This is a genomic window from Amycolatopsis sp. NPDC023774 (genome assembly GCF_040639695.1).
GTDB lineage: Bacteria > Actinomycetota > Actinomycetes > Mycobacteriales > Pseudonocardiaceae > Amycolatopsis.
In genome coordinates this window covers 1-23,708 of sequence record NZ_JBFAAJ010000038.1, presented here as the reverse complement: position 1 = coordinate 23,708, position 23,708 = coordinate 1, and the positions used below count along the sequence as shown (strand labels likewise).

Sequence of the window (23,708 nt, the reverse complement as noted above, 5' to 3'; positions counted from 1 at the left end):
CAGGGGGTGTTCGCTATCGCGCTCGTCCCGATCGTGCTGGGTCTCGTCGTCGGCTGGGGTGGCTTCCTCGGCTTCCGCGAACGGCTGACCCGCGAAAGCGGTACTGGTGTCCGCACGGCGGCTTCGCTGCGCAGTGACGCCGCCTTCAAGCTGGCCAACCGGGTGGCGAGCGTGCCGACGCTCGCGGGCGGCGCCGTCGGCGTGATCGCCGGGCTGGCGGGCATCGCCACGGGCACCACGGCCGGGATCATCGCCGCCGCTTTCGTCGGCGTAGTGGGGATGCTCGTGCTGGTCGTCGGCGGCGGGGTGCTCGGCGCCCGCGCCGCGCTGACCGTGCCCGCCCCGGCTCCGGCCGCCCCCGCGGGCTGCGCCGGCTGCGCGTGTGGTTCGGGTGGCTGCGGGGTGTTCCAGAAGGTCGACGCCGAAAGCTAGTTGCGCTGCAGGTCGCCCGGGTGGGTGGCCAGCAACGCGATGGGCACGCCCTGGCGGCGCAGCACCTGACCCCAGAGGTCGCGATTCGGCGAGGCCAGAATGTCGCTCGGCAGCGCGGGCACGATGACCCAGTCGTCGCGCTCGATCTCACCCGCCAGCTGGCCGGAATCCCAGCCCGCGTAGCCGGCGAAGACGCGTACGCCACGCACCTTCGGCACCAGCGCTTCCGGGTCCGTGTCGAGGTCCACGAGCGCCACCGGCCCGCGCACGGCGATCACGCCGGGCACGCTCGCCGCTGTCTCGCCCGTGCGCAGCGCGGCCAGGCACAGAGCCGTTTTCTTCTCCACCGGTCCGCCGACGAACACCGACTGCGGCTCCGCCACGTGCCCGCCCCAGTTGGGCAGCACGTCGTGCACCGGGACGTCGCTCGGGCGGTTCAGGACCACGCCGAGCGTGCCCTCGTCGCGGTGGTCGATGACGAACACCACGGTCCGCTTGAAGTTCGGGTCGAACATCGTGGGTGCGGCGACCAGGAGCGTTCCCGGTTCAACCTCGGCGTCCGCTGGCACGCCTCCAATCCTCCCACTTCCCGCCACGAGATTTTCCTCGGCACGGGAACACCAACCACTCGTGCCCCGTTGAGAACAGTAGGCCGGCGCACTCCGTGTCCCCCGGGCTCACTGAAAAACAGCCTTTGTGGAATACCAGTTCGGCTGGAGCCACACTGCGCCAAGCCGCCGAGAGGCGACCAAGTGCGCCGGCCGCCAACCCTTCTCAGCCGTGCCACGTCCGCGGCCGCAGCGGCAGACCCGACGTACCCTCGTCCGAAGTCCGCACCGCCAAGACCTGGTTCACGCCGATGCGGTTGTTCTCGAACGCGAGCGCCGAGGCCGCCATGTACAGCCGCCAGACGCGGGCGCGGCCGGCTCCGGCGAGCCGCGCGGCCCGGTCCCAGCCGGCTTCCAGGTTGGCGACCCAGCGGCGCAGGGTCAGCGCGTAGTGCTCGCGCAGCGCTTCGACATCGCGCACCTCGAACCCGGCGCGCTCCAGCTGCGTCACGGTCGTACCGATCGGCGCGAGTTCTCCGTCGGGGAAGACGTAGGCGTCGATGAACCCGTCGAGCTGGTACTCGGACTCGTCCGCACGCGGCCGGCGGCCGATCTGGTGGTTGAGCAGCTTGCCGCCCGGACGGAGCAGCGCATACAGGTCGCGGGCGTACTCCAGGTAGCTCTCGGCTCCGACGTGCTCGGCCATGCCGATGGAGGAAATCGCGTCGTAGGGACCGTCGGAGACGTCGCGGTAGTCCTGCACGCGGATCTCCACGCGGTCGGTGAGGCCCGCCTCCGCCACGCGCTTGCGGGCGTACGTGGCCTGCTCCTCAGAAAGCGTCACGCCGACGACGCGCACGCCGTGTTCGCGTGCCGCGTGCAGCGCCATGGAGCCCCAGCCGCAGCCGACGTCGAGCAGCCGCTGCCCCTCACGCAGGCCCAGCTTCGTGCAAACGAGCTCGAGCTTGTCGCGCTGAGCCGTCTCCAAGGTGCTGCTTTCGGACCAGTACGCGCACGAGTACACCATCGACGGGCCGAGAACGAGCTCGTAGAACTCGTTGCCCACGTCGTAGTGGTGGCTGATCGCCCGCTTGTCACTGCGCCGGGTGTGCAGGTGGCGGGGCCGGCGCACCTCCTCGGGCGGCCGCGCAGGAGGCAACGGTGGTCCGGCGAGCTTCAGCAGCTCGCCGATGGCGCCCCGCACCTCCGGGTCCCGCAGGGCGCTGAGAACGCCACCGCTCTCCGCCTCGTCGCGCTCCCAGATCAGCCCCGCGATGGCTCCGAGCGCGGTGTAGAGGTCCCCTTCGAGGCCGAGGTCGCCGGAAACCCAGGCGCGGCCCAGACCCAACTCACCCGGCTTGAACAGCAGGCGGCGCAGGGCGCGGCGGTTGCGCACCACGAGCACGGGCGCGCCCTCCGGACCGGCCTGGGAACCGTCCCACGCCCGGATCTGCAGCGGGAAATCAGCTCCGAGCAGCTTTTCGGCGGCACCCACCAACCGCGACGCGGCGCCGGTCATGGCCACACCCCTCTCTTGGCGACGACAGTCGGATGTCTGTCCTCTACGTAAAACGCTTTCACGCCCCTGCGCAGTCCACCAGAGGCGTCACAGCTCAGTAAAATGCCGCCGGCCCACTGGGCGAAGTGCGCTCATTAGGACCTTCTGAGCCGTTCACCCCGTAGCTACGCTGGCCCCCGTGACGATCAGCGCGACAACGGAGCGGATCGGACCGAAGCTCCTGGTCCGTGATCGCGAGTTCCGCAGGCTGCTCTACACCCGGTTCGCCGCGCAGTGGGGCGACGGGGTGTACCGGGCGGGCCTCGCGGGCGCCGTGCTGTTCAACCCCGAGCGCGCCGCCGATCCGCTGGCCATCGCCGAGGGCTTCGCGGTGCTGCTGTTGCCGTACTCCGTGGTGGGACCGTTCGCGGGCGCGCTGCTCGACCGGTGGGATCGCCGGCGCGTGCTCGTGTTCGCGAACCTGCTGCGGGTGATCGCCATCCTCGCGTCGGCCGCCGCCGTGGGCACGGGCCTCGGCGGACCTGGGCTCTTTGCCCTCGCGCTGCTGGCCGAAGGCTTGTCGCGCTTCATTGGCTCGGGTCTGTCCGCTTCGCTGCCGCACGTGGTCCCGGCGGCGAGCGTCGTGTCCGCCAACGCCTTCGCGACCACGCTCGGCTCTGCGCTGGCCGTGGTCGGTGGCGGGTGCGCCATCTTGCTGCGCGCGGTCTTCGGGGCGGACAACCTCGGCTCGGCCGAGACGACGGCGTTCGCCGCGCTGGGCGCGCTCATCTCGGCGCTGATCGCCCGGCGGTTCACGCGCGGAGTGCTCGGGCCGACGGTCGTCGACGAGCCGCCGAACCCGTTCCTCGCCGTCGCCCGCGGTCTCGCGGATGGCGCCCGCCACGCCTGGCGCGCGCCGAGCGTGACGGCCGGGTTCATCGCGCTGTTCGCCCACCGCGCGGCCTACGGCATCTCGCTGCTGGTCACCGTGCTGCTGATGCGCAACTACTTCACCGACGACGGGGTCTTCCGCGCCGGCCTGCCCGGACTCGGCCAGATGGCGGCGCTCGCCGGCGCCGGCATCCTCGTGGCGGGACTGCTCACCGCGCGGCTGATCCGCGGCTTCGGCCGACTGCGCGCGATCCTCGGCGCGCTGCTGGTGGCCGCCGTCGCCCAGTCGGCGCTCGGGCTGCCGATGGTCCTGCCGTTGGCGGTGCTGGCGTCGTTCCTCATCACCGGTGCGGGCCAGGTGCTCAAGCTGTGTGTCGATTCGTCGATCCAGCTCGACGTCGCCGACGAGGCCCGCGGCCGGGTGTTCGCCCTGTACGACACGCTGTTCAACATCACGCAGGTGGCCGCCGTGGCCATCGGCGCGGTCTTCATCCCGGACAACGGGTACTCGCCGGGGCTGATGATCGCGGCCACGATCTGCTACTTCCTCGGCGGCGCCGGTTACCTCGTGGCGCGCCGCCGCGCGGTACCGGACCAGCCGAACTGATTCGCTGCCGCAAACCGTTGGGCCGAACGGGGCCAGTGGTCGTCGCATTGGCATTAGAGTGACGCGTGACCCAGCCGGGTGAACCCCGGCGAGTGCAACCGACGCGGGGGGCCACCGTGAGTACCGCAGGGGACGACCGCGCCCTGGAAGCCGCTCCTGCAGTGCTGACGTCTCCTGACGGGCTGGTCCGGGCCACCGTCGGCAGCGGCGGCACGCTGGGCCGGCTGGAGTTCGCCCCGGACACCTTCCAGCGCACCACTCCCGCCCAGCTCGCGTTCACCGTCCAGGCCCTGGTGCAGCAGCTCGCCGAGGCCCCGCTCACCGACGCCGCGCCGCACCAGATGCCGTCCCCTCGTCCGACACCGCGCCGCGTGCGCCCGCGTACGGCGCCGCAGAGCCCCGCCGCGCAGGGCGCTGTGAAGCCGCAAGGACCGCTGCCTCCGCGGAGCGCCGTGCCGCAGCACCGGCGCCGCGGCTACTAACGCCGCGCACCCGGATGTGCTGAGACCTGTGGAACCACCACTTTCCGAGTCCGACCAACACGGCCGGCTCGTCGAGATCGGGTGGTTGATCCGCGCCCACCAGCCCGACGAGGGCGCGCCCGCCGGCATCGGCTTCGCCCAGGTCGGCGACCACACCGAAGTCCAGCCGCGCAACACCGAGGCCGGCCCCGAGCTGCTCGAAATGTTCCACGCGCTGCGCGCGGGCATGTACCGCCAGGGCCGCGGAACGTGGCTGCAGGCGCGGTTCGTGCTCGCGCCCGACGGCACGTTCGACTTCGACTTCTTCGTCGATGGCGAACCCCAGTGGACGACCCCGCCCGACGCCGGCGCCTACCGCGACGAGCTCGAGGCGTTCCCCCGCAAGGACGAGCACATCCCCGACTGGTGGCGGCTGCGCACCGGCCTGCCGCTCGGCGTCGAGTTCCGCCGGGCCCGCCCCGCCGAGGTGGGGGAGGAGCGCGAGCCGCTGGCCGACGAGGAGCTGCCGCTCGTACTGCAGTACCTCGAGCGCGAAGCGCTGGTCGGCGACGCGCACCGCACCGACGGCACGTGGCTGTGGCCCGAGACCGTGCCCCACCAGCTGCGTCACCACGGCATCGCGCCCGAACCGGAGCTCGCCGCGCACATCCGTGAGCTGGGGTTCCAGCCGCCGTACGTCGAGCACCTCGTGCGCCGCACGGCGGAAGCCGACCTGCTGGGCCGCCCGCGGCCGCGTCCCGAACCCGAGGACGGGCAGCGCACCGCCGGCGACATCGCCGCCGAGCTGGAGACCAGTCCTGACCCGGACCTGGCCGACGAACAGCTGCTGGTGGTGCTCGTGCAGCGGCTCGGTTCGTTCGGGGTGTGGCCGCAGGCCTACCGGATCGGCGCCGTCGAGGCCGGTAAATGGTGCCTGACCAGGGGCGACGACGGGTGGACCGTCACCTCGGCGGCCGGCCAGGAGCAGACCTTCGAGCGCCTCCCCGACGCGGCCCAGCAGCTGCTCGGCGCGCTCCTGCTGCACCCGGCGCGGCGGACGGGCGGACGCGAAACCCCGCTCGAGACGGCGAAGGAAGTGGACGACTGGCCCATCCAGCCGACCGCGGGTGACCCGCCGCTGACCCTGCTGCGCAACAAGAGACTCACCCGGCTGCCCGAAGGTACGGTCGTCCTGCGCTTCGGGGAGGAACCGGGCAACCTGGTCCACCACAGCGAGGTACGGTTCGCCACGACGTCACTGCCACTCGAACGGGAACGAGTGGCGCACACCTACCGCCTACGACGGTCACTCTACGTGGTCACCGGAGTCACGGTGCCTTGGGCGAACCTGCCGGGCGGAGCACTGGCGTACGTGTTGCCCAAGCCGATCGCGGAGCACGAGTCCGACGGAAGCCTGGAGAGGATCGAGTAGGTGGAAGCGGCGGAAGCGATGGAAAAGGTCGTGAACTGGCTACGCGCTGTGCACGGTCCCCAGATCGCCGGTCCTGGTGGGCTGCGGGTCGACCACGACCGCGTGCTGCGCATCCCCGAAGGCTGGTCGATCCCGTACAACACCACCGCTTTCCTTGACGACGGGCGCCCGGACAAGGAACTGTTCCCCCCGCCGTCGGTGGTCGTCCGCGAGCCCGACGGCGAGCTGCGCCAGGCACCCCCGACCCCAGGAGGGCTGAGCATCCCCGTGGCGTTCCCCGGCCAGGAGAGCTGGCGCGAAGTCGTGGACCCCGAGTACGTCAAGGCCGGGTTCGGCGAGCTCGGCGTGCCGCTGCAGGCCGTGGCCGGCTGGGTCAAGGTCGACGACGAGGGACGCCAGACCGGCGACGAGCGCGAGAACCCCGAGTACAAGGCCGGCCCGATCCGCCGCGGCTACCCGAAGCCGGAGAACACGCTGGAGACGTTGCTCGCGTTCGCCAGCGTCGGCTGGCTCACGCGCGAGCAGCTGCTCATCGGCCTGCTGCGCTGCGACGTCTTCGTGCCGCTCGACCCGAAGACCGGCGCCACGGACCGCTTCTACTTCTCCGAAGAGCGCAACGAGCTGCGCGTGTTCAGCGCGACGCGCCACTTCCCGCCGCGCGAGCACTTCTGGTGGCGCGTGGACCTCGCGACGCTGGCCGAGTTCGAGCACCCGCCGAACCTCGTGATCAACGGCGGCCCGGCGACGTTCGAGGACGTCTCAGGCCAGGACCTCACGGAAATCGCCAAGCGCTTCCCACGCCACGAGCCGCGCATCGACCGGCACGGGCGCGGCCCCGAGGCCGAAGAGGACCTCGAGCGCCTCACCAGTGACACCGCCACCCGGATGGGCCTGCCCGAACCGGTGGCCGTGCCGCTGGCGGCGGCCGAAAACGCGCGCCGTCACGGCTTCGAGCTCACCGCCGAGGAGTGCCAGCGCACCGTGCTGGGCCAGTCGTGGCTCAACCGCCTCGCGATGGCGGAGCCGCCGCGCAGCAAGCCGAACGACTGGCGCACCAATGGTCTCGTGCCAGGGTGGGACAACCTCGGCCGCGTGATCCCGCGCCTGGACGCGTTCGGCAAGTATCCCGACCGCGACCTCGAGAACTTCCGCTACGGCTGGCAGCGCGTCGCGGGCGCGTACGTGGGCTTCGCGCTCGGCGAGGCGCTCGGCATGGCCGTGGACCGGATGCGGCTCGACGAGATCGTCACGCAGTTCGGGTCCGAGGGTGTGGCCGACCTGCCCGCCGCGTTCGACCAGCCGGGCCGCATCGGCTCGCTGACGCAGCGGCTGCTGTTCTACACCGAGGCCGTGATCCGCAGCCCGCACCGCGAGCAGCCGGAGTCGCGTGAGGTCGAGCAGCAGTTCCCGTCGGTGGTGCGCGGTGCGTTGCTGCGCTGGCTGCACACGCAGGGCGCGCCGTACGACGACGCCGACGGCTGGCTCGTGAAGGTGCCCGACCTGCACGTCCGCCGCACCGCGGATGACGCCGAGCTCAACGCCTACCACGCGCTGGTCACCGGATCTCCGCAGGCTGTGCCGCTGACCGGGCCGACGTCGTTGATCGCCGCGCTGCCCGCCACGCTCATCGCCGCCGGCCCCGGCACGGGCTTCAGCGGTGGCGTGCGCCAAGCCGTGCGCGACCTCGTCGGCGTGACGCACCCGCACGAGGACGACCTGTCGGTGGCGACGTACCTGGCCTGGCTGTTCGAGCCGGTGCTCACGAAGGACGCGTTCAGCTACCCCGTGTGGAACCTCTCGCGCGAGATCTTGACCGAGCACAACACCACGTTCGTCAGCGGCCCCGAGTGGGCGCCGGTGAAGGCGATGGTGGCCGAGTCGGTGCCGTTCTTCGGCGAGCACGGGCTGCCAGACCTGCGGATGCCCGAGCTCATCGGCGACGGCGAAGGCACGCTTTCGGTGCTGGGGCGCGCGTTCGCCGCGTTGTCCGGGTTCGAGAACTACCCCGAGCAAGCCCTGCTGCGCGCCGTGAACCACTCCGGGCGCAGCGCGCTGACCGGGGCGATCACCGGTGCCCTGCTCGGCGCCCGCGTGGGCGTGCCCGGGCTGCCGCAGAAGTGGGTCGAGCAGCTCGAGCTGCGGCACCTCATCGAACAGGTCGTCACCGACGCGCTGTGGCACTTCGACCGCCGCTCCGCGCTGAGTTTCCTGGGTGAAGAGTGGGTGCAGCGCTACCCGCGGCACTGACGCCGCGGGGCTTCGAAAAGATGGGGTCATGGAGGCACAGCGGCTGAGGGGTTGCCTGCTCGCGGGCGCCATCGGCGACGCGCTCGGCGCGAAGACGGAGTTCGATTCGATCGAGCGGATCCGCGAGCTCACCGGGCCCGCCGGCATCACCGACTTCATCCCCGCGTACGGCGGCGAAGGGCGCTTCACCGACGACACGCAGATGACGCTTTTCACCCTCGAAGCGCTCATCCGCGCCCACGCTCAGCAACGGCGGACGGGCAGCGCCGACGTGGTGCAGTCCGTGCAGCTGGCCTACCAGCGCTGGCTGCACACGCAGGGCGTGCCGTGGGAGCTGGCGCGCGGCCCGCACTCCCCACTCGCGGCGCCCGACGGCGAGCTCGTGACGCACGCCGCGTTGTTCAGCCGCCGCGCGCCGGGCCTCACGTGTTTCGGCGAGCTGGAGGCGTACGGGCGCTCGGGCGTGCGCGGCAGCGTCTCGCGGCCGGTGAACAACTCGAAGGGCTGCGGCGGTGTGATGCGGGTGGCGCCCGTCGCGCTGTGGTCCGCCGCCCCGGCCGAGGTGTTCCGGCTCGCGGCCGAGTTCGCCGCCCTGACCCACGGTCACCCGAGCGGGTATTTGTCGGCCGGCGCCTTCGCCGTGATCGTGCAGCAGTTGCTCGCCGGTTCGCCGCTGCTCGACGCCGTCGCGACCGCGCGCGCCGAGCTCGTGCGCCACCCGGGTCACGAGGAGCAGGAAGCCGCGATGGCGCAGGCCCTGGCGATGTCCGGGCAGCCGACGCCGGAGCGGCTGGCCGAGCTGGGTGAGGGCAACGTCGGCGAGACGGCGCTGTCGATGTCGGTGTATGTCGCGCTGACCACCGAAGATCCGGACTCCGCGCTGCTCGCGGCCGTGAACCACAGCGGCGACAGCGATTCCACTGGTTCGGTGTGCGGCAACCTCGTCGGCGCGATGTACGGCGAGGCGGCGTTGCGCGTCAGCTGGCTGGAGCGGCTCGAACTCCGGGACGTGATCACCAGGCTGGCGGACGACGCGCTCGCCGAGTTCGGCCCCGACTCACCGAGTGACGAGGGTTGGTTCACGCGTTACCCGGTCGACTAAGTTCTTTCCCGGTCACCGGGGGAAATTGGGGAGGAACCTGACGTGCGCTACCGGGTAGAGGCGGGAGACCGCCCGGACGGCTTGTACGCGACGCTGGACGACCGCACGTTCGCGGCCGAGCGCTCGACCACCGACGGCACACTGCTGCTGTCCGTCTTGCCGGACGAAGAGGCGCCCGACGGGTTCGACCGCGAGCACGAGGGCCGCCCGGCGCGCGTGGTGCTGGCCACCGAGGTGCCCGCGACGTTCACGCTGCGCACGTACTGCGAGTACGACGACGAGCTGTTCGAGGTCGCGCCCGGAGACGGCAAGGAGCTGACGCTGCGCTGGACGCAGCACGACCCGGCGCGCGCCGCGCAGCTCGGCCTCACCGACTTCTCGACGACCGCCGAGGCCAAGCGCGTCACGGGCCTGTGGCAGCTGCGCCGTGACCAGGGCGAGCCGCGCCCGGAACTCGGCGCCGACCACGGTGCCCTGCTGCGCGCGATCGGCCGCACGCTGCGCGCCGTGCCCGGCGGCTGGACGCGCGTCGCCGCGCAGTTCCGGCAGGTCGGGGACTACGCGGAACTGGAGGTCCGCGCCGTCGGCGACGAGAACGGACCGGTGTCCGTGTCGCTGTCCGCGCCGCCGAAGCTGAGCGCGCTGTTCGCACGGCTGCGCGCGGCGATGTACTCGCCCGACACCGGTACGTGGTTCCAGGGCACCTTCACGCTCGACACCGAGGCGCAGTTCGACTTCGACTTCGATTCCGAGCACGAGCCCACGTGGCGCGTCCCCCCGAACGACGGTGGTCGGCCCGCGCCCGAATCGTATGCCGTGGAGCTCGCGCAGTTCCCGCGTCCGCCCAAGGAGCTGCCCGAGTGGCTGGCCGCGAAAGCCGCTCAGCCCCTCGACGTCACCTTCCGCCACGCCCGCGTGGTCGACGCGCACAACGAGAACGAGCGCCCGGTCGTCAACCGGCCCCCGGTGCCGCCGGACCAGCTGCGCGGCGTGCTCGACTACCTGTTCCGCGCGCCGCTCGTGCTGCACCGACCGCAGCCGCAGCACGACATCTTCACCCCGGGCGCGCCGCCCGACGTGCCACACGCCTTCCACACCGACGGCACCTGGGTGTGGCCCGCGGCCGTGCCGCACTACCTGCGCAAGTACGGCGTACCGCCGGAGCCCGAGCTGGTGGACCACATTCGTGGTGCCGGTTTCCGTCCGCCGCTCGTGCGCGAGCTCGTCCGCGCGACAGCCGAGGCCGAGATCCTCGGCACCCCCCGCCCGACGCGCTCGGAATCCGAGCTGCCCGACGACGGCCGCCTCGCCCGCGCCCTCCGCGGCGACGACCTGGGCCTCGACCTGCACGCCGCCGAGACGCTGACCTTGCTGCACCAGCGCTTGACCGAACACGGCGTGCCCACGAGCGCGTACCGGATCGGCGCCAACGAGGTGCCGGTCGCCGACGTATGGACCCTGCGCCGCGCCGAGAACGGCTGGGAGGTCTCCCGCCCGCCGGCCGTCGCGCCCGTCGCCTTCGGCAGCCTGGCCGACGCCGCCCGCTTCCTTCTCGGCACGCTGCTGATGCTGCCGCCGCGCGCCGCCGACGAGTCCGACCAACCCGCCGACTGGCCGATCCTGCCGTTGCGCGGCGAGCCGCCCTTGAGCTTCTTCCGCGGCAAACGCGTCGTCGTCCTCCCCGCCGGTACCACGGTCCTGCGCTTCGGCAACGACGCCGGCAACCTCGTCCACCCCTCCGGCACGCGCTTCGCCGAGACATCGCTGTCTCCCGAACGCGAACGCGAGCGCCACGAGTACCGGGTGCAGCGCACGTTGCGCGTGCTCACCGGCGTCACGGCCCCGTGGGGCCCCCAGCCGGGCGGCGCGACCGCTTACCTGCTGCCGCGGCCGATCGCGCACCACGTGGAGTCGGGGGCGCTATCCCGCGTGTGAACCACGCGCGGTGATGAGCACAGCGGGCGACCACCAATAGTCCGAGAGCGGCTCCACCACAACGTCGGTGAAACCCGCGAGCTCAAGCTGAGCCACCCACGCCAACGCGGGCTGCTCCCAGTTCGTCCGCTCCGCACCCGCGGCGACGCCGAGCAGCACAGGCAGCAGAAAGCCTTGCGCGACAAGAGAAGCCTGATCGCCGTACTCGGCGACGCCGCGTTCGTATCGCGTCACCAGCGACTGCAGAAACTCCGGCGACCCCTCGTCCAACCCGGGACGTCGAACTCCGCCAGCACCAACGTTCCCGTCCGCGGCCGCAGTTCGCGCAGCACCGCGGCCCGCACCGGGGGCGTCATCGACTGCATCGCGAATGTCGACTGCGCAAGGTTCCACGTGGAACCGTTCGCTCCGAGGAAGCTCTCCGCCGTCGCCGCGAAGCGGTTCGCGCCGGGCAGATCGACGTCTGCCAGCAAAGCCGCCGACGGTTCCACCAGGTCGATCCGCACCGGCCGGAACGACGACTGCGTCAGCGCCGGGACCACGGCCAGGCCGTCGCCACAACCGAGGTCCAGCAAGGATTCCGGGCGCAGCGCCGCGTACTTCGTGGCCAGCGCAGCGCTCAGCCGCTCGTACAGCGAGACGTTGCCACCACCGCGGATGAACGCGGTGAACGCCACGGGCTGGTCGTACACCGGCCCGGAGCCGTCGGTCGCGAGGTACGCGGAAAGCTCGGCGCCCAACGGTGAATCAGCCTGTGAAGCGAGCTCAAGAGCCCGCGAAACGTCTCCGGCACGGTAGGCGGCAAGCGCATCGGCAAGGATCACACGCTCGTGTCTAGCAGGCCGATCAGAACGGCACCCACAACGTCACCCGCGTGCCGCTGCCGGGCGTCGACTCCACCAGCGCCGTGCCGCCGACCTCGCCGAGGCGCGCGTTGATCGACTGGCTGATGCCGAACCCCGCGTTCCGCGCGTCAGGACTGAACCCCTGCCCGTGGTCGCGCGTGATCACCGCGATGCCGCCGTCGCGTTCCTCCACGCGCACGACGACCTTGTCCGTGCCGGAGTGCTTCATCGTGTTGCGCAACGACTCGCGCACGGCGTCGCGCAGCGCGATCTGGCGCACTTCCGACAGGGTGTCCTCGTCGAGCTCCGCGATCACCAGCTGCGCGCGCAGGCCGTCGCGCGCCATTTCCGCCGCCAGCGCCGCGAGCTTCTCGCCCAGGGGCCGCGACGCTTCCTTGTCACGCTGCGCCGCCGCCGTCTCGATCGTCTGCCGCAGCTCCATCGCCTGGGCGCGGGCCAGCCGCTGCACCTCCACGAGCCGGTCGGCCGACTCGCCGGTGCCGCCGAGCGAGATGGCCTCCAGTGTCTGCAGCACGGTGTCGTGCAGCATCCGGTGCTGCTGCGCGCGTTCGGCGAGCCGGCCGTTGCGGATGCCGTAGGCCAGCGCGAGCCGCGTGCCTAGGCCGAGCAGGATCAGCGCGCCGATGCCGGTGAACAGCACCCCGAACATCGTCGGGTACAGCGACCAGGCCTGCGCGAAGTTCGCCGAGCCGCTGTTGAGGAAATCGGACAGCAGCCGCACGGGCAGGCTCAGCGCCGCGAGCGCCAGCCCCGACGGGATGCCGATGGCCAGCGTCAGCAGCGCAATGTCACCCAGCAGGTGCTTGTCCGCGACCCCGAGGGCGTCGTGGAACACCGATGTCGGCTCGGTCAGGCCGATGACCAGCTGGAACGCCACCGTGATGATCAGGTCGGCCACCAGCAGCCGCGCCGCGAGGTCGGAACGGAAGGGCGATGAGCGCAGCATCCAGTAGATCCCGAACACGCTCATCGCCATCGAGCACAACGCCACCAGCGCGACGGGCACCACCCCGGTCGAACCGTGCGCCGACACGAACGCGCCGAACGCGCCCGGCACGGCCACGATCCGGTAGGCCAGCGGCACCAGCACCACGTACCGGGCCGCGCGCAGCAGCAGCCCGTCGTTGTACCTGGCGTCGACCGCGCCCGCCATGCGCGAGATCCGCTTGAACGCCCGCAGCGGCGTCGGGTCGGCGATCTCGTCGGTGAGCCCGGTTGTCGCCGTCGCGAGCGCGGGCGTGCCGCGTTTCAACAGGGTGACGAGGAAGCTCGACGTGCGAGGCGGCCGGCCGTCCTGGTCCTCAGTTGCCTGCGCCGTCATCGATCTCCCCGGTTCGGGGCGCGCCCCCTCCGGCAGCGCCCGGGGCAGCGAGTATTCCCGCTCACCGGGCCGCGTTCCAGAGGCCAAAGGGGGATCTTGGCGGATTCGCGATCACGAATTCGACTCGTGTTCGCTCGAAAGGCTCCGCGACGACCCCAAGGTGATCACCCGTGCCCGCAGCGCGAGATCACTCGGTGGGCGCGATGCCCTCCGACTCGGCCCACTTCTTGAGCTCGGCCACGGCCTCGTCGTGGTCCAGCGGACCGCGGTCCAGCCGTAGTTCCTTGAGGAACTTCCACGCCTTGCCGACCTGCGGACCCGGCTTGAGGCCGAGCAGCCGCATGATCTCGTTGCCGTCGAGGTCGGGGCGGACCCGGTTGAGGTCCTCCTGCTCCTTCAACGTCGCGATGCGCCGCTCGAGGTCGTCGTACGTAGCCTGCAGCGCGGCCGCCTTCTTGCGGTTGCGCGTGGTCGAGTCGGCGCGCACGAGCTTGTGCAGCCGCGTCAGCAGGTCGCCCGCGTCGGTGACGTAGCGGCGCACGGCCGAATCCGTCCACTCGCCGTTGGCGTAGCCGTGGAAGCGCAGGTGGAGGAACACGAGCTGCGAGACCTGCTCCACGATCTCCTTCGAGAACTTGAGCGCTCGCAAACGTTTGCGCGCCATCCGCGCGCCCACGACCTCGTGGTGGTGGAAGCTCACGCCGCCGCCGGGCAGGAACTCGCGCGTCTCCGGCTTGCCGACATCGTGCAGCAGCGCGGCCAGCCGCAGCACCAGGTCGGGTCCCGACGCCGGCTCGTGCGTGGTCTCCAGCGCGATCGCCTGCGCCAGCACGGTCAGCGAGTGCTGGTAGACGTCCTTGTGCTGGTGGTGCTCGTCGATGGCCAGGCGCATGCCGGGCAGCTCGGGCAGCACGTGATCGGCCAGGCCCGTGTCGACGAGCAGCTCCAGGCCGGGCCGCGGGTCGGCGGCGAGCATCAGCTTCGACAGCTCCGCCTGCACGCGCTCGGCCGTGATCCGCTCGATCTCGCTCGCCATCGACGTCATCGCCTCGACCACGCGCGGTGCGGCGGTGAAGCCGAGCTGCGCGGAAAAACGGGCAGCGCGCAGCATGCGCAGCGGGTCGTCGGCGAACGACTCCTGCGGCGTCGCCGGGGTGTCGAGCACCTTCAGCCGCAGCGCATCCATGCCGTCGTGGGGGTCGATGAACGTCTTCGTGACCAGGTCGATCGCCATCGCGTTGACCGTGAAGTCGCGACGCAGCAGGTCACCCTCGATGGTGTCACCGAAGGTGACCTCGGGGTTGCGCCCGACGCGGTCGTAGCTGTCGGCGCGGAACGTGGTGATCTCGAGGGTGGTGCCCTTCTTGGTGACCCCGACCGTGCCGAACGCGATGCCGACGTCCCACACGGCGTCACCCCAGTCGCTCACGATCTGGAGCACGCGGTCCGGCCTCGCGTCGGTGGTGAAGTCGAGGTCGCTCGAGAGCCGGCCGAGCAGCGCGTCGCGCACGCTGCCACCGACCAGGTAGAGACTGTGGCCGGCTCGCGCGAACCGCTCCGCCAGCTCATCGGCCAGGGGGGACACTCGCATCAGTTCCGTCACCGCGTTCTGCTGGGCGACCAGGTTGTTCACTTCATCCCACCATTAGCTGACAACGGGAAGTGGCGTCCACTACTACGGACGCCGTCGGACACGGACACGGAGAGCCAGCGTACCTGGGCAACCGTTTGCTCTAGCATCGCAGCATGCCTGGATCTGCCGGCCGCGCCGGAGCGCCGAAGCCGCGCCGCCGGCGCAGGCGGCAGCGAGGCAGGCGCCTGACCACGGTCGACGAGACGTCGGCCGGCGGACTGGTCGTCGACGTCGGGCGGGAACACGCGGTGCTGATCGGCCGCCTCGACCGGCACGGCAGACTGCTCTGGTCGTTGCCGAAGGGCCACATCGAGGACGGTGAGACGGTGGAGCAGACGGCGATGCGCGAGGTGAAGGAAGAGACAGGCATCTCCGCGCAGGTCCTGCGCCCGCTGGGCACCATCGACTACTGGTTCGTGGCCGAACGACGCCGCGTGCACAAGACCGTGCACCACTTCCTGCTCGAGTCGACGGGTGGCGAGCTCTCCGACGAGGACGTCGAGGTCACCGAGGTCGCGTGGGTGCCGCTGGCCGAGCTGGAGACGACGCTGGCCTACGCGGACGAACGCAAGCTGGTCCGCAAGGCCAAAGAACTTTTCGCGCACGACGAGCGCGCCTGAGAGGGAGCACCCGAGTGAAGCGGCCCGCCGCCTTCTTCCTGTCCCTGCTGGTCTTCGCAGCGGCCGCCCTCCTCGGCGCGCCCGCGCAGGCCCAGGACGCCGCCAGCCCCGAGCCCCCGCGCCTGCGGCTCGACCTCGACCAGCTCAACCCGCGCGTGATCACCACGTCGGCGAAGACGCTGACCGTGTCCGGCACCGTGACGAACATCGGCGACCGCCGCATCTCCCGTCCGCAGGTGCGGCTGCAGGTCGGCGAGCGCCTGACCGGCGACCGCGAGCTGAAGGGGGTGCTGGCCGGCGAGCCGATCCAGGACAGCCCGCTCACCGACTTCACCACGCTCACCGAGTCGCTGGAGCCGGGGCAGAGTGCCCACCTCGACGTCAGCGTGCCGCTCGACGGCCTGCGCGGCGGCCAGCTCAGCCGTCCGGGCGTGTACCCGATGCTGGTCAACGTCAACGGCACGCCGGAGTTCGGTGGCCCCGCGCGGCTCGCGGCCGTGAGCCTGCTCATGCCGGTGCTGTCCGCGCCCGGGAAGTCGGCGACGCCGGGCAAGCACGCCGACGTCAGCGTGCTGTGGCCCATCACCGACAGCGCGCCGCACGTGCAGTCGTTCCCGTACGGCGGCCGGCTGACGCTCACCGACGACACCCTCGCGGCAGAGTTGAGCCCGAACGGACGCCTGCACTCCCTCGTCGCGGCGGCCCGCGCGGCCCAGCAGGCCGACCCGACCGTCAGCGAGTCCATGTGCTTCGCGGTCGACCCCGACCTGCTGCGCACCGTCAACGCGATGACCGGCGGCTACGTCGTCGCCGGCGCGCCGGGCAAGGGCTCGCAGATGGCGCAGGACTGGCTGGTGCAGCTGCGCACGCTCGTCAACGGCCACTGCGTGATCGCCCTGCCCTTCGCCGACGCCGACCTCACCACGCTGGGCAAGGTCCGCTCCGCCACCGGCACGCCGGACAGCGGCCTGCTGAGCACGGCGCTCAGCGGCGAGGCGACGATCCGCGATCTCCTGCACACGCAGCCGCGCCAAGGCGTGCTCTGGCCCGACGGCACACCCGACGACCAGGCGCTCACCGCGATGTCGGCGGCCGGCGTGCACACCGTGCTCACCGACGGCTCCAAATTGCAGGCCGACGCGCCCGTCACCGGCCCTGTCTCGCTGCCCGGCGGCCTGCGCGCCCAGCCGATCGACAGCGTCATCGCCGGCGCCATGACGAGTTCCGCGCCCAACGCGCAGACCCCGACCACCGTCGGCGCCGCGACGCAGCCCGCGATCGCGAGCCAGAACGGCCTCGCCGCCATCGCGTTCGAAGCCGGCCTCGGCCGCACCGGCATCGAGCCGGGCACTCAGCTGCTCGTCGCGCCGCCGCGGCGCTGGGACGTGCCGGTGGGCGAGCTCACCGCGTTCCTCCAGAACGTGGGCCGGCTCCTCGGCCCCGGCGGCGTCGCCGGCGGCACGTCGCTGCCCGACCTGCTGGACCAGAACGCTTCGGGCACGGCGTCGTTCGCGGCCGGCACCCACGACCAGCCGCTGTCGGGGGGCGGGGACGTCGCCGACGCGCTGACGGACCTCGACGGCCAGGCCGCCGGCCTGCTCTCGGCCATGCGGATGGACACCACCCGCCGCGTGCCGCCGGAGTCCATCGTCGCGCCGGTGCGCGACGCCCTCGTGCGCGGCGCGTCCACGGCCTACCGCACCCCCTCGGGCAGCGCGGCCGGCGCGAACGCCGATGCCGAGCTCGCCGCGATCCGCGACCAGGTGACGGTCGAACAGCCGAAGCAGACGATCGCGCTCGCGTCCGGTTCGTCACCACTGCCCGTGTTCGTGAGCAACGACCTCCCGGTGGGCATCACCGCGCAGATCGCGCTGAAGAACGAGGTCGGCATCCGCCCCGAGCAGGTGCAGAACTGGTTCTTCCCGGCCAAGGGCGGCAAGAACGAGCTGCTGCAGATCGAGGCCTTGCGCGCCGGGCGCCTCAGCGTGGATGTGTCCTTGACCACCCCGGCGGGCACGCAGCTCGGCAGCACGGCGCGCTTCGAGCTGACCTCGACGGAGTACGGCCCCATCACGATCATCATCACCGTCGTCGCTGGTTGTGCCCTGCTCCTCCTGGCGTCGCGGCGGATCTACCGGCGGGTCAAGGAAGGCCAGACCGCCAGGGCCGAATCGCGCTGAGTCCTCGGGGAACCGGGTGTCGGAGGCAGTTCCCGATTACCCTGGGTCGACCGCTGCCACAATGGCAGGGACCCTGGCACCGAGGATTGGGCGCGCGTTGGACAGAGACCCGGGCTTACCACCCGAGCGTGCGAGTCGTCCTCGGCGCGACGGCGCGCCTCCTCGGCGCGGCGAACGCACCGAACAGCCGCGCCGCGCCGCCCGCGAAGGCCGGCGGCAGCCGCCGCCCCAGGGCCAGGTGCCGCCCGAACGTCGCCAGCCGCCACCGGCCAACGGGCGCACGCGCCACCTGCCGGTCCCCGCCGAAGAGCGCACCGAGCGCCCGCAGCGTCCGGCTCCGGACGAGCGGCCGAAGCGCCGCGTACCTCCGCCCGCGCAGCAGGGACAGCCGCGCCAGGCGTCCCGCGCCCAGGCGACACCGCCGCCGCCCACGCGACGGCAACCCGTGCCCCCGGTGCCACCCCCGCAATCGGGCCGGCAGCCACTGCCGCAACCGTCCGGGCCACCGCCGTCCGGGCCGATGCCGGTCGGGACACCGCCGTCCGGGCCACCACTGCCACAGCCTTCGGGTCCGCCTTCCGGGCCACAGCCGTTGCCGCCTCCGGCCTCGGGTCCCGTTTCCGGGCCACAGCCATTGCCGCCTCCGGCTTCAGGTCCCGTTTCCGGGCCACAGCCGTTGCCGCCGGCCCCCGCGCCGCACCGCGGCCGCGGCCCGCGTCCGGGCGCGCCGATCCGGCCGTGGCAAGAAGAGGCGCTGCGCGACCCCGAAGCCACCCGCTTCATCCCGCGCACCGCCGGCGTCCCCATGGCGGCTTCGCGCTGGCCGGTGGCCGACCCCGACTCGATGCGCCCGTACGACGCGCTGGCCACCCAGGTCATGCCGCGGATCGGCGACGCGCCGCTGGTCCAGCCCACCGAACCGGGCTCCACCGGTGAACAGCCGGTCGTGCCGGCGAAGACGCCGTCGATCGCCAAGGCCAGCGGCCGGATGGCGATCGCGTCGCTGATCTCCCGCATCACCGGCTTCCTGTGGAAGCTGCTGCTGGCGGCGGCGATCGGCACGGGCATCGCCAACGACTCGTTCAACGTCGCCAACACGATGCCGAACATCATCTTCGAGCTGCTCATCGGCGGTGTGCTCACGAGTGTCGTGGTGCCGCTGCTGGTGCGCTCGCAAGACGATCCGGACCACGGTGCGGCGTACGCCCAGCGGCTGCTGACTGTGGGGCTGACCCTGCTCCTGGGGGGCACGCTCATCGCGGTGATCGCCGCGCCGGCCTTCACATCGCTGTACGTCGATTCTTCAGGTCAGGCCAGCTCCGGCCTGACCACGGCCTTCGCCTACCTGCTGCTGCCCGAAATCTTCTTCTACGGTGTGTTCGCGCTGCTCTCGGCCATGCTCAACGCGAAGCAGATCTTCGGCCCGACCGCTTGGGCGCCGGTGATCAACAACGTGGTGGTCATCTTCACGATCCTGGTCGTGTGGGTGATGCCCGGCTCGATCGACACGGACCACCCGTCGATCACCGACCCCAAGGTGCTCACCCTGGGTCTCGGCGTGACCGGCGGCATCGTCGCGCAGGCGATCATCCTTGTCCCGCCCCTGCTGCGCACGGGTTTCCGGCCCAAGTGGCGCTGGGGCATCGACAAGCGGATGAAGGAGTTCGGCGGGCTGGCGCTGTGGGTCATCGGGTACGTCGGCGTGAGCCAGATCGGCTACACGATCACCACCCGCGTGCTCACCAATGGCGCGCCCGGCGGTGTCACGGCCTACACGAACGCGTGGTTGCTGTTCCAGCTGCCCTACGGCGTCATCGGCGTCTCACTGCTCACCGCGATCATGCCGCGGATGAGCCGCGCCGCCGCCGACGGCGACCACAAGAAGCTGATCGGCGACCTGTCCTACGCGTCGCGGATCTCCACCGTCACGCTGCTGCCGATCTCGGCGGTGATGACGATCGTCGGCTCGTCCATCGGTGTCGCCCTGTTCACGTTCGGCAAGGGCTCGCTGGAAGGCGCCACCCGGCTCGGTGAGGCGCTAGCGGTCTCGTCGTTCGCCCTGCTGCCGTACGCGCTGGTCATGCTCCAGATGCGCGTGTTCTACGCGATGAAGGACGCGCGCACGCCGACCTTGATCATGATCGTGATGACGCTGGTCAAGGTGCCGCTGCTGTACCTGTGCCCTGTCCTCCTGTCGCCCGATAACGTGGTGCTGGGCGTGATGATGGTCAACGCGCTCACGTACGTGGTCGGCGCGGTGCTCGGCCAGGTCTGGCTGTGGGTCACGCTCGGCAACCTGCGCAGCAAGCGCATCATCGGGGTGATCCTCTTCACCGTGGTCGCGTGCGTGCTCGGCGTCGCCGCGGCGTACGTGGCCGGGCTGGTCGTGCCGTCGTCTCTCGGCCCGACTGTGCAGGCTTGGATCAAGCTCTTCCTGCAGGGAATCGTGGGCATCGGCGTCTCGTTCGGCGTGCTCATGGCCCTGAAGGTGGAGGAGCTGAAGCCGGCCACATCCAGAATCACCCGATTGATCAAGCGCGGGTAACGATTGATTCACGACTGACGACGCTTCCTCCAGACCTGATCCGGGTACCCTCGGTGCGGGAGCGCGACGCGGGAGAGAAGCGGTGGACACGAGACGGAGCGAACAGGCAGGGGAGGCCAACCGTGCGGGCATTCGTGCCCAGGGCGGTTCGCTGGCCCCGGGCCGGGTCGTCGGCGACGGCCGGTACCGCCTGCTCGCGCAGTTCGGGGTGGACGAACGAGCCGCCGCGCACCTGTGGCGGGCGCGCGATGGGCAGCTCAAACGCGATGTCGCGCTGACGCTGCTGGTCGGTGATCCGGCGGATCCGGAGGCCGCGAGGCTGGCCCGGCGGACGCTGGAGCGCGCGGCGCACGCGTCGAAGTTCGGCCACGGCGGGGTCGCGCGGGTGCTCGACGTGCTCAGTCTCGGCAGTGGCGTGACCTCGAACGAGGGACTTCTCGGCGTCGTCGTCGCGGAGTGGACCAAGGGCAGCGACCTGGTGGACCTGGTCGCGCAGCGGCCGGTGGCGCCCGCCGCGGCCGCGCGCATGGTGCAGGCGCTCGCCGAAGCGGTGGAGCACGCGCACCAGAACGGCCTGGTCCTCGGTCTGGACCACCCCCAGCGGCTGCGCCTGACGCCCAACGGCGTGTTGAAGCTCGCGTTCCCCGGCCCGCTGCCGGACGCGACGCTGCGCGACGACGTGAAGGCCCTCGGTGCCGTCCTTTACCTGCTGCTCACGGGACGCTGGGCGCTGCCGGGGGGGCCGCCCGCGATCCCCGCGGCGCCGCTGACCCCGCAGGGCCACGTCGTGCCGCCGCGGACACTGGTCCCGGCCGTGTCGCCAGAGCTGTCCTCGCTGGCCGTGCGCACGATCGAGGACGGCGGCAACGGCGGTATCCGCACGAGCTCGGCCATCCTGCGCGTGCTCGACCAAGCCGCCGAGGCCGAGGAGCGCACGCAGCTGATCAAGGCCGTCGGCGAGGACGCCACGACCGAGGCCGACGGCACGATCTGGACCACGAAGAAGCCGGTGAAGGACGTCGCGCGGCGGCGGAAGCTGGCGTTCGGCGTGACCGTGCTGGTCGTTGCCACCGTGCTGATCCTGGCGTGGGGCGGGTTGATGCTGATCAACCTGTTCCAGGGCGATTCCAAGGCGAGCGGCCCGACGATCAACGTCGCGGCCACTCCCACGCCGACCGCTCCGCCGGCCGCAAACTCGGCGGCGCCCCCGCCGTCGTCGCCGGCCGCGCCGAAGCTCGGCCAGGCCGTGGAGCCGAAGACAGCCACGATCTACAACCCCAAGGGCTCGGGCGACAACTCCAGCCGGGTGAAGAACACGATCGACGGCGACCCGGGCACGGTCTGGCGCACCGACCAGTACCAGCAGCAGCTGCCCGTGCTGAAACCCGGCGTCGGGTTCGTGGTGCAGTTCGGCGACCCGGTGAAGCTCGCGCAGGTGAAGATCGCAGCCGACAGCCCCGGCACGAAGATCGAGATCCGCTCGGCCGACAGCAAGAACCCGAAGCTGGCCGACACCAAGGTGGTCGGCACCGGTGACCTCAACGGCACCGACACGACGATCAACCTCGAGACGCCGACGGAGAGCCAGTACTTCGTCGTGTGGATCACCCAGCTGGGCGACGACAGCGAGGGCGGCTTCATCAGCGAGATCGGAGACGTGAGCTTCCTGCCTGCGGGGTGACCGACATCTCCCACTCAGTAGGCTCTGCCGGGTGACGGCTGCAGCTCCCACGGACGCGGATCTCATAGCGGCGCACGCCGCCGGGGACCCGCATGCGTTCAGCGAACTCGTCCGGCGGCACCGGGACCGTCTGTGGGCCGTGGCCCTGCGGACGCTGCGTGATCCGGAGGAAGCCGCCGACGCGTTGCAGGAGGCGTTCATCTCGGCCTTCCGCGCGGCGGGCAACTTCCGAGCCGAGTCGCAGGTGACCACGTGGCTGCACCGCATCGTCGTCAACGCGTGCCTCGACCGCATCCGCCGCAAGCAGGCGCGCCCCACCGTTCCCCTGCCCGAGGCGGGCTTCAACGAGCCGGCCTCGCCGCGCGACTCGATGTCCGAGAAGGAGACGAGCCTGCTCGTGCGCGAAGCGCTGGAGCAGCTGCCCGAGGAGCAGCGCGCGCCGATCCTGCTCGTCGACGTCGAGGGGTACTCCGTAGCCGAGACGGCGAAGCTGCTCGGCATCGCGGAGGGCACGGTCAAGAGCCGCTGCGCGCGAGGAAGAGGCAAACTCGCGAAGGTTCTGGGGCACCTGCGGAACCCGGATGCGAATGCGAACGTCCCAACTCACGAAAGCAAACGCAGGAGCGCCACTTCGGACGGGTCCCGGAGTGCCGGGCGAGCCGACCGCTCGCCGGGGAACGGGGAGGCACGATGACGGACGAGAGTTGGGGGGCCGGCGGGACCGTCGGTCCGCCTTGGTCTGTCGACGTGCTGGCCGACCTCCACGCCGGGGTGCTGGACGAACACGAGGCGGCGCGGCTGTGGCCGCGGGTCCAGGCGGATCCCGAAGCGCGCGCGATCATCGAAGCCCTCGAGGCGACCACGGCGGACCTGGCCGCGCTGGCGGACGAGCCGGCGCCGCCGATGCCGGCGGAGTACGCCGCGCGGATCGACCAGGCGTTGGCCGCGGAGGCCGCGTCCCGGCAGGCCGCCTCTTTTCCGGCAGCGGGGTCGGGTGCGGTGCCGGCACCGGCTGAGCCCGGCGTGGCGTCCGTGGTGGACCTCGCGGCAGCACGGCGGCGGCGGAACAAGCGGCTCGGCTGGGGCGCGGGGATTCTGACGGCGGCCGCGGCGGCGATCGTCGCGATCGCCGTGGCCGTGCCCGGCACGTCGACGGAGAGCGGCACCGCGGGGGTGGCGGCTCCCGCACCGGCGGGACCGTCCGTGGGCAGCGACGGCAACGGGGCGGAAGCGCTGCTGGGCGAAGCCATGGGCGTCCGCGACTTCGGCCCGCTTCAGGACGAGCAGCGCCTCGACGCGTGCGTCAGCGCGGCCGGTCTGGACCCGGACGTGCGGCCGGAGGGCGTCCGGCCGGTGACCGTCGACGGCAAACCCGGCGTGCTCGTCATCTACACGACGGGTCAGCTCGCGCAGTTCCGTCTCGTGGCCTTCGGGGCCGACTGCGGACCGGGCCACGCCGACAAGCTGTTCGACAAGGTCGTCGGCAAGAAATAACCGCTGGTCGGGACGGGTGAGTAGCGGCCGTCACCGTCGGGAACACCGCCACCTACGATCGTGTTGAGACCAGTGCACAGGTCACTACGAGCGGAGGTTCACGGGTGGCTGCCGAGGAAATCAGGAACTTGATCATCGTCGGGTCGGGTCCCGCCGGTTACACGGCCGCGGTCTACGCGGCGCGCGCGCAGCTCGAGCCGTTGGTGTTCGAGGGC

The 23,708-nt window shown here is 71.5% G+C and carries 20 protein-coding genes; 14 read left to right on the top strand and 6 right to left on the bottom strand.

Annotated elements, in window-relative coordinates; all coding sequences use genetic code 11:
* Positions 1-6: 6 nt before the first annotated feature.
* Positions 7-432, top strand: a complete 426-nt coding sequence (locus AB0F91_RS41170) for an SdpI family protein (protein ID WP_360606931.1) — start codon at positions 7-9, stop codon at positions 430-432.
* On the opposite strand, the gene AB0F91_RS41165 is transcribed toward AB0F91_RS41170, so the two are convergent.
* The gene (locus AB0F91_RS41165; protein WP_285974395.1) at positions 429-1,010 is read right to left on the bottom strand and encodes a YqgE/AlgH family protein; all 582 of its coding nucleotides are present in this window, start codon (positions 1,008-1,010) and stop codon (positions 429-431) included. The genes AB0F91_RS41170 and AB0F91_RS41165 overlap by 4 nt on opposite strands.
* 196 nt (positions 1,011-1,206) lie before the next feature.
* Entirely contained in the window at positions 1,207-2,499 is a 1,293-nt protein-coding gene (locus AB0F91_RS41160; protein WP_360606929.1) for a cyclopropane-fatty-acyl-phospholipid synthase family protein, read from the bottom strand.
* 178 nt (positions 2,500-2,677) lie between these two features.
* Between AB0F91_RS41160 and AB0F91_RS41155 the strand changes: the two genes are divergently transcribed.
* From AB0F91_RS41155 to AB0F91_RS41130, 6 genes are all read left to right on the top strand, one after another.
* Positions 2,678-3,976 carry an MFS transporter gene (locus AB0F91_RS41155; RefSeq protein ID WP_360606927.1) on the top strand — a complete coding sequence of 433 codons (1,299 nt, stop codon included), beginning with the start codon at positions 2,678-2,680 and terminating at the stop codon, positions 3,974-3,976.
* Between the two features lie 116 nt (positions 3,977-4,092).
* Positions 4,093-4,458, top strand: coding sequence for a hypothetical protein (locus AB0F91_RS41150; RefSeq protein WP_360606925.1), 366 nt, complete (start codon positions 4,093-4,095; stop codon positions 4,456-4,458).
* A 28-nt stretch (positions 4,459-4,486) separates the two neighbouring features.
* A complete protein-coding gene (locus tag AB0F91_RS41145) occupies positions 4,487-5,869 on the top strand; it encodes a TNT domain-containing protein (RefSeq protein WP_360606923.1) in 1,383 nt (460 codons plus the stop codon).
* Positions 5,870-8,116, top strand: a complete 2,247-nt coding sequence (locus tag AB0F91_RS41140) for an ADP-ribosylglycohydrolase family protein (protein ID WP_360606921.1) — start codon at positions 5,870-5,872, stop codon at positions 8,114-8,116. It begins immediately after the preceding gene.
* A 28-nt stretch (positions 8,117-8,144) separates the two neighbouring features.
* Positions 8,145-9,218 carry an ADP-ribosylglycohydrolase family protein gene (locus tag AB0F91_RS41135; protein ID WP_360606919.1) on the top strand — a complete coding sequence of 358 codons (1,074 nt, stop codon included), beginning with the start codon at positions 8,145-8,147 and terminating at the stop codon, positions 9,216-9,218.
* A gap of 42 nt (positions 9,219-9,260) precedes the next feature.
* Positions 9,261-11,153, top strand: a complete 1,893-nt coding sequence (locus tag AB0F91_RS41130) for a TNT domain-containing protein (protein ID WP_360606917.1) — start codon at positions 9,261-9,263, stop codon at positions 11,151-11,153.
* Here AB0F91_RS41130 and AB0F91_RS41125 read toward each other — a convergent pair.
* From AB0F91_RS41125 to AB0F91_RS41110, 4 genes are all read right to left on the bottom strand, one after another.
* Positions 11,139-11,387 (bottom strand): hypothetical protein, encoded by a 249-nt coding sequence (locus AB0F91_RS41125; protein WP_360606915.1) that lies wholly within the window; start codon positions 11,385-11,387, stop codon positions 11,139-11,141. The two genes, AB0F91_RS41130 and AB0F91_RS41125, sit on opposite strands and share 15 nt — an antisense overlap.
* A complete protein-coding gene (locus tag AB0F91_RS41120) occupies positions 11,384-11,893 on the bottom strand; it encodes a class I SAM-dependent methyltransferase (protein ID WP_360606913.1) in 510 nt (169 codons plus the stop codon). Before AB0F91_RS41120 ends, AB0F91_RS41125 begins: the two co-directional genes overlap by 4 nt.
* A 106-nt stretch (positions 11,894-11,999) precedes the next feature.
* Positions 12,000-13,340 carry an ATP-binding protein gene (locus AB0F91_RS41115; protein ID WP_360606911.1) on the bottom strand — a complete coding sequence of 447 codons (1,341 nt, stop codon included), beginning with the start codon at positions 13,338-13,340 and terminating at the stop codon, positions 12,000-12,002.
* Between the two features lie 187 nt (positions 13,341-13,527).
* Positions 13,528-14,973 carry a CCA tRNA nucleotidyltransferase gene (locus tag AB0F91_RS41110; RefSeq protein ID WP_360606909.1) on the bottom strand — a complete coding sequence of 482 codons (1,446 nt, stop codon included), beginning with the start codon at positions 14,971-14,973 and terminating at the stop codon, positions 13,528-13,530.
* Positions 14,974-15,086: 113 nt separating this feature from the next.
* On the opposite strand from AB0F91_RS41110, the gene AB0F91_RS41105 reads away from it, so the two are divergent.
* From AB0F91_RS41105 to AB0F91_RS41075, 7 genes are all read left to right on the top strand, one after another.
* Complete coding sequence (locus AB0F91_RS41105) at positions 15,087-15,593, top strand: NUDIX hydrolase (protein ID WP_360606907.1); 507 nt, start codon at positions 15,087-15,089, stop codon at positions 15,591-15,593.
* Between the two features lie 14 nt (positions 15,594-15,607).
* Positions 15,608-17,773 carry a DUF6049 family protein gene (locus AB0F91_RS41100; RefSeq protein WP_360606905.1) on the top strand — a complete coding sequence of 722 codons (2,166 nt, stop codon included), beginning with the start codon at positions 15,608-15,610 and terminating at the stop codon, positions 17,771-17,773.
* Between the two features lie 676 nt (positions 17,774-18,449).
* Positions 18,450-20,318, top strand: a complete 1,869-nt coding sequence (gene murJ, locus AB0F91_RS41095) for a murein biosynthesis integral membrane protein MurJ (RefSeq protein ID WP_360606903.1) — start codon at positions 18,450-18,452, stop codon at positions 20,316-20,318.
* 82 nt (positions 20,319-20,400) lie between these two features.
* Positions 20,401-21,999 (top strand): protein kinase family protein, encoded by a 1,599-nt coding sequence (locus AB0F91_RS41090; RefSeq protein WP_360606901.1) that lies wholly within the window; start codon positions 20,401-20,403, stop codon positions 21,997-21,999.
* 31 nt (positions 22,000-22,030) lie between these two features.
* The gene (gene sigM / locus AB0F91_RS41085; protein ID WP_360606899.1) at positions 22,031-22,693 is read left to right on the top strand and encodes an RNA polymerase sigma factor SigM; all 663 of its coding nucleotides are present in this window, start codon (positions 22,031-22,033) and stop codon (positions 22,691-22,693) included.
* Positions 22,690-23,493 carry a hypothetical protein gene (locus AB0F91_RS41080; protein WP_360606897.1) on the top strand — a complete coding sequence of 268 codons (804 nt, stop codon included), beginning with the start codon at positions 22,690-22,692 and terminating at the stop codon, positions 23,491-23,493. Before sigM ends, AB0F91_RS41080 begins: the two co-directional genes overlap by 4 nt.
* Positions 23,494-23,597: 104 nt before the next feature.
* Positions 23,598-23,708 (top strand): NAD(P)-binding protein (locus tag AB0F91_RS41075; protein WP_360606998.1); only part of this gene is annotated, 111 nt, incomplete at its 3' end.

Coding starts and splice junctions, on each gene's coding strand:
- AB0F91_RS41160 (WP_360606929.1), bottom strand. CDS start 2,499: ATGACCGGCGCCGCGTCGCGGTTGGTGGGTGCCGCCGAAAAGCTGCTC.
- AB0F91_RS41135 (WP_360606919.1), top strand. CDS start 8,145: ATGGAGGCACAGCGGCTGAGGGGTTGCCTGCTCGCGGGCGCCATCGGC.
- AB0F91_RS41115 (WP_360606911.1), bottom strand. CDS start 13,340: ATGACGGCGCAGGCAACTGAGGACCAGGACGGCCGGCCGCCTCGCACG.
- AB0F91_RS41105 (WP_360606907.1), top strand. CDS start 15,087: ATGCCTGGATCTGCCGGCCGCGCCGGAGCGCCGAAGCCGCGCCGCCGG.
- AB0F91_RS41080 (WP_360606897.1), top strand. CDS start 22,690: ATGACGGACGAGAGTTGGGGGGCCGGCGGGACCGTCGGTCCGCCTTGG.